This is a genomic window from Candidatus Magnetaquicoccus inordinatus (assembly GCF_004217665.1).
GTDB classification, from domain to species: Bacteria; Pseudomonadota; Magnetococcia; order Magnetococcales; family Magnetaquicoccaceae; genus Magnetaquicoccus; species Magnetaquicoccus inordinatus.
Genome location: NZ_RXIU01000017.1, coordinates 18,560 through 27,570, shown reverse-complemented (window position 1 = coordinate 27,570; position 9,011 = coordinate 18,560). Strand labels below are relative to the sequence as shown.

At 48.5% G+C, this 9,011-nt stretch carries 6 protein-coding genes; 3 read left to right on the top strand and 3 right to left on the bottom strand.

Annotated elements, in window-relative coordinates; all coding sequences use genetic code 11:
- The first annotated feature begins 173 nt into the window (after nt 1-173).
- Entirely contained in the window at nt 174-1,382 is a 1,209-nt protein-coding gene (locus EJP87_RS03010; RefSeq protein WP_130470388.1) for a hypothetical protein, read from the top strand.
- Nucleotides 1,383-2,058: 676 nt separating this feature from the next.
- Here the strand turns inward: EJP87_RS03010 and EJP87_RS18305 are convergent.
- Together EJP87_RS18305 and EJP87_RS03000 are read right to left on the bottom strand one after the other, a co-directional pair.
- Nucleotides 2,059-2,337, bottom strand: a complete 279-nt coding sequence (locus EJP87_RS18305; protein WP_130470387.1) for a hypothetical protein — start codon at nt 2,335-2,337, stop codon at nt 2,059-2,061.
- Nucleotides 2,321-3,349, bottom strand: coding sequence for a DUF4351 domain-containing protein (locus EJP87_RS03000; RefSeq protein WP_130470386.1), 1,029 nt, complete (start codon nt 3,347-3,349; stop codon nt 2,321-2,323). The genes EJP87_RS18305 and EJP87_RS03000 overlap by 17 nt, the downstream gene beginning before the upstream one ends.
- A gap of 428 nt (nt 3,350-3,777) precedes the next feature.
- Between EJP87_RS03000 and EJP87_RS02995 the strand changes: the two genes are divergently transcribed.
- Entirely contained in the window at nt 3,778-4,887 is a 1,110-nt protein-coding gene (locus tag EJP87_RS02995; RefSeq protein WP_130470390.1) for a glycosyltransferase, read from the top strand.
- 7 nt (nt 4,888-4,894) lie between these two features.
- Nucleotides 4,895-6,364 carry a hypothetical protein gene (locus EJP87_RS02990; protein ID WP_153188652.1) on the top strand — a complete coding sequence of 490 codons (1,470 nt, stop codon included), beginning with the start codon at nt 4,895-4,897 and terminating at the stop codon, nt 6,362-6,364.
- Here EJP87_RS02990 and EJP87_RS02985 read toward each other — a convergent pair.
- Nucleotides 6,343-8,895 carry an SEL1-like repeat protein gene (locus tag EJP87_RS02985; protein ID WP_193771094.1) on the bottom strand — a complete coding sequence of 851 codons (2,553 nt, stop codon included), beginning with the start codon at nt 8,893-8,895 and terminating at the stop codon, nt 6,343-6,345. The two genes, EJP87_RS02990 and EJP87_RS02985, sit on opposite strands and share 22 nt — an antisense overlap.
- Nucleotides 8,896-9,011: the final 116 nt, after the last annotated feature.

Genomic DNA, 9,011 nt, shown 5'->3' with positions numbered 1-9,011 from the left:
CAGAGAGCATAAAGCGATTTCATTGTTTTATACAATGATGTCAACATAATAGCGCGTTTTTTCTGTCGAAAGTTCCGATTAAAGAAGCAGAACTTTTAAGTGGCTCTGCCGACTATGTTCGGTCATTTTTTGAGAGCAAGTCGGCTAGCTCACAAAGGATATCTTCTCATGATTTGGATTCAATAACAGAACTAAGGCTGCTTGACACCGGCAATGAGTTTATATGTTTAACACTGGCTCAATATTGCTTGCATGAAGAAACGATAGCAAAAATCTTTAAGAAAGCAATTGAAGACGGCAACTATTATCTTAAGCTGGCTTGCCTGACAAACAAGTCGATTGGTAGAGGAGATTGGCAATTTCATAAATTACCATTGGCATTATTCAATGGTGACGAAGAGAAGCTTCTTAAGTGGTTCAAAAGCATCACCAACAAGGAACTTGTCGAACTATTTAGAAACGAAACACTGGATGATGGATTTCTCACTGATTTTCTTGAGGCAGATAATGAGCTTTGGGGTTCTTTAACGGAGGAAAAACAACGATTACTTTTGCTTGCCCTTAGTCAGAATTCTAGAATCTCTAAAAATTACGAAGGGCCAATGGATGGTTATGCTGAGTATTTACACGACAAATTATTTTCTACTATTTGGAATCTAGCCAAGAAATTGCCCGTCTCTTCTTCGTGGGCAAGATCTTTAGGTTTATTACTTGAGAACGCAAATGATTGTCGACATGAATTTGACAGCTTGGAGGTTGCTAAGCGGTGGATTGTTAAGGAAGACAGGGATAAAAAGGAGGAAGGAAAGAAATTCCTAAGTGATTATGGGCTTGTTAGGTGTTCTATCTACAAAGACTCTATTAAGGATTTTCATAGCAAGGACAAGTCAAACAAAATTCACTTTGAGCATGAAGATATAGCATATAGAGCATGTGCTTATAAAAATTTAGAAAGGTTTACTGTTGACGATATCAAGTATGTCTATAAGAAGGATAACGTTCTTGCTGTTGAGCAATTGCTTAAGAATCTCAATATTTGGCGTCAGTATAAACTTAGGGATGCGCTCAGAGACATCTGTTGGGATGCTGATGAAAATTTTAACAATTATCATCGTGATTGTGCCAACACATACAAATGGATAGAGGAAGATTTATCCAGAAAACATCCAAAATGGTTTGAGGTGGTTGATGAAGAAGCTTTGGTTGATGAGGATGATACAGTTCTGACTTCGGATACAACGCGCACGTTGCTTAAGGAATCAAATGAGGAACTGACCTCTGCTATGTATCAGATGTCAGATACCATAAATAAAAACAGATATACAATCAAGTGGCTGTTTTACGGGATTGTTTTAATTATTATAATCTTGCTTTTTAACTGAACCATACCTCTATTGCTTTGGTTTCGCTTATTTTGATTTGTTCGCACTTTGAAATCCGGGGACAGTATATCAATTAACTGGTGTTCGATGTACAAATCCGGGGACAGTATATCAATTAACTGGTGTTCGATGGGGAAATAGATATACTGTCCCCGGATTTACTGTCCCTGGGGAAATAGATATACTGTCCCCGGATTTACTGTCCCCAGGAGGATGTCGAATGAAATCAGGGGACAGAATGAAATCAGGGGACAGTATAATGAAATCAGGGGACAGTATATCAATTAACTTCCTTCCGAAATCGAAATCAGGGGACAGTATATCAATTAACTGGTGTTCGATGGGAAATCCCGACCGAAATCCGGGGACAGTATATCAATTAACTTCCCGACCGAAATCCGGGGACAGTATATCAATTAACTGGTGTTCGATGGGGAAATAGATATACTGTCCCCCGATTTCGATTTCCCGATGGGGAAATAGATATACTGTCCCCCGATTTCTGTCCCCCGATTTCGATTTCCAACCGGGAAACGACGGATCTGGTTTTCTGTTTGTGATTTGCCAATGGAAGGGCCAGATCATAACAATATGTGGCCGGTTTGATTTACTCCTTGAATCCGAAATCGGGGGACAGTATATCAATTAACTTGGAAATCGGGGGACAGTATATCAATTAACTGGTGTTCGATGGGGAAATAGATATACTGTCCCCTGATTTCCCTAGTATATCAATTAACTGGTGTTCGATGGGGAAATAGATATACTGTCCCCTGATTTCCCTGATTTCGATTTCCGCTGAATTGGAAATAGATATACTGTCCCCTGATTTCTGATTTCCGCTGTGATTTCCGCTGGCAGCCAATGGCGTGGCCAGAGCCATGAAGGTGGCGGCCACCACATGGTACATTGCTGGTTGGGGGATCACCTGATGGGTATCAGGACGGATCGGCAAAAACGCTTTCCAGGGTTGGAGCGTCCAGGATGCGCAGGCTCCACTCCTCCAGCATGGCTGGTTTGGCTGTGGAGACTTTTTCGATGGTCCAGGACGGCAGGTCGCCAAAGCGTTTTTGGAGTAGGCGGAGCAACAATTTGGCCTCGCCTTTCTGCTCGCCTTTCTGCTCGCCTTCCTGAAGAATGTTTGCCGGACGTTGAAATTTGAGCAATTCCTCGTCCGACATGGAGTTCATCATAGAAGCAAACAGTTCCTGACGGCCCAGATCCATGACGTACTCAGGTGTCAGCCTCGTTGGGTCCATATTTTCCATCATACCCTCCATGCGTAATTTTTTAACGCCAAACACGACACATTCGTGTTCAACCGATGTCTTTGGCAAGCTGTGCTGACTGATACGTGCAAACGCCTTCTGCCATTCCTGTCGTCGACTGGCAAAGCACTTCCACATGGCGTTATACGGCGCATCTGACAACTCGTTGAGCAGAATGACGCAAACCGAGTTAAAGATGCGGAGATTGGATAGGTAAACGCCGTCCTTGTTGGTCAGAGAAAAGCCATGCTCTTCCAGGATGCCTGTATTTGGCGTTTTTGAAAGCAGCAGTATGCTTCTCAAGTCACTCCGTTTGAGTTGCTGTTTCTCCTGATAGAGATGATCGTAAACAATCAGTTGCCTGAGTATCCACTCGTTCATGCTCTCGGTAAACTTGAATTCAATCAGCAATTCACGGGCGTTGGTGTCGCGCATTCCGTCTGCGAGCCATGCCTTTTGCTCTTCCGTCCAAGTATTCCCCTCTCTGCGCAGCAAAACAATATCTGCCTTGGGAGAGGCGCTGGTCACATCAATTTCAGTCTGAACGGAAATTTTGGCGGATGTCAGAGGCTCTGTCACAACCTGAGCCAACAGACCATGCCAACTGGTCTTCTTGGTCTTCTTGGTTGCTTTGGTTTCAACATCTTCTGGATGTGCCATGTCATTCCCGCTCCCTGCGGTTTCAACACCAGCGGCCATTCTGAATAAACCGCATACGAGAGACTATGCCACCAAAAAGTGGCCATTTCAACTGTCAGATGGAACTACCGAACGGGGAAATCAGGGGACAGGGGAAATCAGGGGACAAAATCAGGGGACAGTATATCAATTAACTTGTGGCCGATGGTGTGTCTTGCCCCTGGTTGTTTGGGAACGGTCAGTGTCGGATAATGACCCAAGCAACCGGGGGCAAGACAGAGATATGTGCACCCCTCCCTCTCAGGCTCCTTCCTTTTCAGTTAGTTGAGATGATAGAATCTCCATCTTGGCCCATCTGAGGCCGTTTTGAAAAGGGAGTGGTCCATCCCATCAGTATAATGGACATGAAACCAATCCGGCCTTTCCGTGTCCAGTCGAAATGGGAGCCAAGACATTGCCTTTTATCCTCTGTGAGGAGAATTTTCTTGATGCACGAGGTGGAGAGTTGGCGATTAAGTGTTGTTGTTCCTTGTTATAACGAGGAACAAACCCTGGAGAGATGTGTGCATCGAGTTCTGGCTGTTGCTTCTCCACAGATGGAGATAGAGTTGATCATTGTCGACGATGCGTCAAGCGATAACAGCTTGGTCATCGCCAATGAATTGCGCAACAGCCACAGCAATGTAATCGTGCTGCATCATGAAGCGAATCAGGGCAAAGGAGCTGCCTTGCAGACCGGTTTCAGGCGGGCCACGGGAGATTTTGTGGCTATTCAGGATGCAGATCTGGAGTACGATCCAACCGATCTTCTCAGGCTGGTGGAACCCTTGCAGAAAGGGGTGGCAGATGTAGTGTTGGGCTCCCGCTTTTTAAGTCACAGCCCCCGTCGCGTACTCTATTTCTGGCATTCTGTTGGCAACCGTTTCCTGACCTTGTTATCCAACATGTTTACCGATCTGAATCTGACCGATATGGAGACTTGTTACAAACTCTTTCGTCGTGAAGTCATTCAGCAAATCGACATCCAGGAAAGGCGATTCGGTGTCGAACCGGAACTGGTTGCCAAAATAGCCCATATGCGGTTGCGCATCTATGAAATGGGTATCTCCTATCATGGGCGAACCTATCAGGAGGGCAAAAAGATCGGCATCAAAGATGGTTTCCGGGCTCTCTATTGCATTGTGCGTTATAATGCCCATCAGGCTCCGGTCGCATTGCAGTTTTTTGTTTATTTGTTCATTGGTGGTGCCGCTGCCTTGGCCAATCTGCTGCTTTTCCTGCTTTTCCTGGCAACAGGTGCAGACTTGGTTGCCTCGGCGCTGCTGGCCTTTTTCCTGGCTGCGGCTGTCAACTATCTCCTCTCCATTTGGATCTTGTTTCGCCACAGGGTTCGCTGGAATTCATTCCTGGAGTGGAGCATCTATCTCTTTTCCGTCTCTTTGATCTCCCTGTTTGATGCGGGAGTCACGCAGTGGATGTTTCAGAGTGGTTTTTCTGCAGTCCACTCCAAAATCATTGCCATTGTTGCCAGTTTGTTTCTCAATTTTGCCGCCAGACGTTATCTGGTATTTCCGGAACCTACTGGCAAGAGTTGGTAGCGGTTTCGTGAACACACTTGTGCCGACATGCAGGCGAGAATATCTAAGCTTTTTCATTTTGCTCGGCGTTTTGGCGCTCTTTTACGCTGTCACCTTTTTGCCAGGACACGATTGGGGCGATGATTTTGCGCTTTATATCCAGCACGCGCACAATCTGCTTTCCGGTATTCCCTACCACGATACCCATTATCTCTTCAATCCGGAAATGCCCAAAATAGGTCCGCCAGCCTATCCGCCCGGTTTTCCCGTGCTGCTGTTGCCGGTATACAGCCTGTTTGGCCTCTCGTGGATGGCCATGAAATGGTGGGTCACCTCTTTTTTGCTCTTGGCACTGCTTACCCTTTATTGGATGTTTGCCAAACAATTGACTTTTGCATCACGTTTGTCTCTTGTTGCCCTGGTCGGATTCAACGGAGTGTTTGTGCAGGTGAAGGAAGAGATCATCTCTGACCTGCCTTTTCTCTTTTTTGTTCTGTTGACTGTAGGACTTTTGCAGCGGCAATCCCTCTCTTCTGCCGGAAAAGATCTCTGGGTCAAGGCGGTTCTGCATGCTTTGCTGATCGATGTTTGCTACGCCATCCGTTTGGCCGGAATTGTTCTTGTGCCGGCTTTGTTGTGGAGAGATTGGTTGCAGCATCGTTCCATCACCCAGTCAACTCGCTTGACACTGTTTCTCTTTTGCCTGTTGGCATTCATGCAGCACCTGGTTTTTTCGGGGGGAGGGGGGTATCTGACCTCTCTGTTCCTGGATTTCCGGCTGGCCCAATTGCCGGTAAAACTCTTCCATAATCTTAATTATTTCACATTGATCTGGGGGGATGACAAGTGGGTGCGGATCCTGCTGTTTTTGCTGAGCGTTCCACCTGTGTTTCTGGCATTGCACAGACAGTGGAAAAAAGAGGTAACAATTGTTGAAACCTTTTGTATTGGTTATTTTTTTCTGATTTTATTGTGGCCTTATACCGGGGTTCGTTTTGCCCTTCCCCTGTTTCCTTTCTATTTCTATTATCTGTTGACCACTCTGCAAGCTTTGCCTCCGATCCGTTTCCACAATCTGGTTGTTTCCGTCTCCGCTCTTTTTCTGGGAACAGCTTTTTTTGTCTATGCTCTGCACTATCAGCAACGGTTTCAGGAGGGATATTGGTCGGTTGAACGGGATGGTGTGCATCACTCCTACGCCCAGGAACTTTTTCGCTTCATTGGCGAAGAAACAGCCCAGGATGCGGTGATTCTCTTCAATAAACCCCGGATTTTGGCCTTGATGACCGGGCGATCTGCATCCGCTTTTTCTGCACAACAGCCGGAGAGGTTATGGGAGTATATCCAGAAAGTGCAGGCCGGTTATTTGATTGATGCCTTTTTGGAAGGCGGTCCTCCCACTCCGGGTCTGCAGTCGTTCATCGCCAACAACCCAGATCGACTGCAGGCGGTATTTGCTCGTGGTCCGGTTGTGGTTTACCGGATTCTCTCTCCATAGGCCGACTGGTCATACTTTGCAACCATGGCAATCTGATCCTGTTGGGCACGGGCCATCTGGCGTGCCTGTTCGATCTGTGAACGGCTCATGAGAGGGACCATGGCGTCTCGTGTCTGTCTGGCCATGTGTGTCAGGTTGCCACCCTGCATGGCACCGATTTCAGCCCACATGTAGGCCAGCGTATAATCTTGCGGAACGCCCTGGCCATTGAAATACATCATGCCCAGATAAATCTGGGCAAGGACCACGCCTTGATTGGCTGCCTGCAAATACCAGACAGCCGCTTTGCCCAGGTCCATGGTGACGCCGAGGCCTTTTTCATACAGGTAACCCAGTTTGTGTTGGGCGGGAGCATAGCCTCCTGTGGCCGCTTTCCGATACCATTGCAGCGCCTGGCGGCTATCCTGTCTGACACCCTCTCCTTTCATGTACCATTCGGCCAAACGAAACTGCGCTTTGGCAAAGCCTTTTTCCGCAGCGCGTTGCATCTGGGTGCGAGCCATTTCCTGATTGACCGGAAGGTGCAGTCCCGAATAATGGATAAGAGCCAACTCATATTCCGCTTCCACCCACCCTTTGGCTGCGGACTTTTCCAACAGGGCAATCGCTTTCTGGAAATCTTTCTTGAACATCTCTCCAGACAGCATGGTCATTCCCAACAGATAACAGGCTTGTGGTTCATCCTGATTGGCCGCTTTCAACAGCCATTCTTCCTTTTTTTTCTGGTTTTTGATGACTCCGTCACCTGTTCCGTAGCGGATCCCCACCATGGTCTGTGCCTGCATATGTCCTTGTTCGGCTGCTTTCAGAAACCATTGGAAAGCCTCTGTGCTGTTTTTTGGCAGGCCTAGGCCGGTGCTGTAGCGGGTGGCGAGAATATACTGTGCCTCCGCAGCTCCTCCTGCTGCCGCCAGTTGATACCAATGCAGGGCAGTGGCCGGGAGGGGATTGCTGTTACCAGAGGGATCAAGGCTTTTGGCCAGTTCCAGTTGTGCCATGGCAATGCCATGTTCTGCCGCCTTGCGATACCAATGCAAGGCTTCCTCCCTGTTGGCGGTGACCTCTCGGTCTTGGGTATAATGAAGGGCGATTTGGTATTCAGCCGCAGCAGAGCCTAAATGGGCTGCCTGCAGCCACCATTGATGGGCCTGATGTGCATCCTGGGCGACACCTTTTCCTTCCGCATAGGCTAGGCCCAATTGGTAATGGGCCTCAGCATCTCCCTGCTCGGCTGCAGAGAGCCACCAGCGCATCGCTTCGGGATCATTGCGGGGGAGATCCTTGCCCTGGGAGTAACGCAGAGCCAACTCTTTCATGGCGGGCAGATGCTGCTGTCTGGCTGCCTGCTGCAACCAACGCAACGCCTCGGTCAGATTTTTTTTGGTTGCTGTATCTGAGGTCAGCCATTGGCTCAAGGCATATTGTGCCGCCGGGTGATTTTGTCTTGCTGCCTTGTCCAACCAGATGCCAGCATTCTCAGGTCTGTCATTGAAAGGTTTGTTATCGCGATACAACTCTCCAAGGGCGAACTGGGCTTCGGCATGATTCTGTTCTGCCGCTTTCAGCCACCAGAAGTGGGCCTGTTGCCAATCCTGGTTGGTGCCTTTGCCAGTGGCATGGGCTTTTCCCAGGTGAAACTGGGCCTGGGCATGTTGTTGCTGGGCAGCATTTTGCAGCCAGCGCACGGCTTCTTGATGGTTGATTGGCGTGCCCACTCCCTGCTGATAGGCTTTTCCCACCTCATATTGGGCTTCGACATCCTCCTGGTGGGCGGCCATCAGCAGCCAGCGCAGGGACTCTGCCTGGTTTTTCTCTGTTCCCCGACCTATGGCATACCATTGTCCTACTTGTTTCTGGGCCGGAAGATGGCCGCGACCGGCAGCCTTTTGGTAATGGGAAAAGGCAAGCTGATCATTGCGGGGAGAATCAACTCCCTCCTGATAAAAATTTCCCAGCTCAAAATCAGCGGCACTCCAGCCTGCACGAGCTGCCTTTTGCATCCATGAAAGTGCCAATTGATCGTTTTTGTCAACACCAAGCGCCCGATGATAGGCAAGCGCAGTCAGGAAGGCAGCCTGAGGATTGCCTTTTTCTGCTGCCCGCAGAAGCCGTTGGAATTTGTCCGGATCACTTGATGGCAGAGTGAAAACAAATGAATTGAAGAGGTCGGAAACATGTTTCAGGATCGATTGTACCATCCATGACCAGCGATTGGGGGAGTGGGTGGCAACGACCTGAATGGGCAAGGAAGAGCCTTCGGCAGTGTGCCAGGCTCCGAGGGCGGATTGTGCGTCGGCATGGCCTTGGTCGGCCGCCTTTTGCAACCAGTATAATGCCTGCTGATCATTTTGCGGTACACCGTCACCACTGGCATAGCGTTTGCTCAAAGAAAATTGTGCAGAGCTGTCACCGGCGTTGGCTCGTTCCAGCAACCCCTGCAGCCAAAGAGTATCCGGGGAGTTGCTGAAGATCTCGATACCGATCAGAATCACCAGCACGCAAATCAGAAAATAGGGGATCGGATTACGCATGGCCGCTGTCCGTGGGTGGAATTCTGGCAGATGGATTGGCACTGTATTGTGCGCCTGGTAATGCTCTTTCTCTACTCCAGTCAATAGTACCATAAACGAAAGTCAGGAGGGGAGGA

Coding starts and splice junctions, on each gene's coding strand:
- EJP87_RS03000 (WP_130470386.1), bottom strand. CDS start 3,349: ATGGCCGCTGGTGTTGAAACCGCAGGGAGCGGGAATGACATGGCACAT.
- EJP87_RS02995 (WP_130470390.1), top strand. CDS start 3,778: ATGCACGAGGTGGAGAGTTGGCGATTAAGTGTTGTTGTTCCTTGTTAT.
- EJP87_RS02985 (WP_193771094.1), bottom strand. CDS start 8,895: ATGCGTAATCCGATCCCCTATTTTCTGATTTGCGTGCTGGTGATTCTG.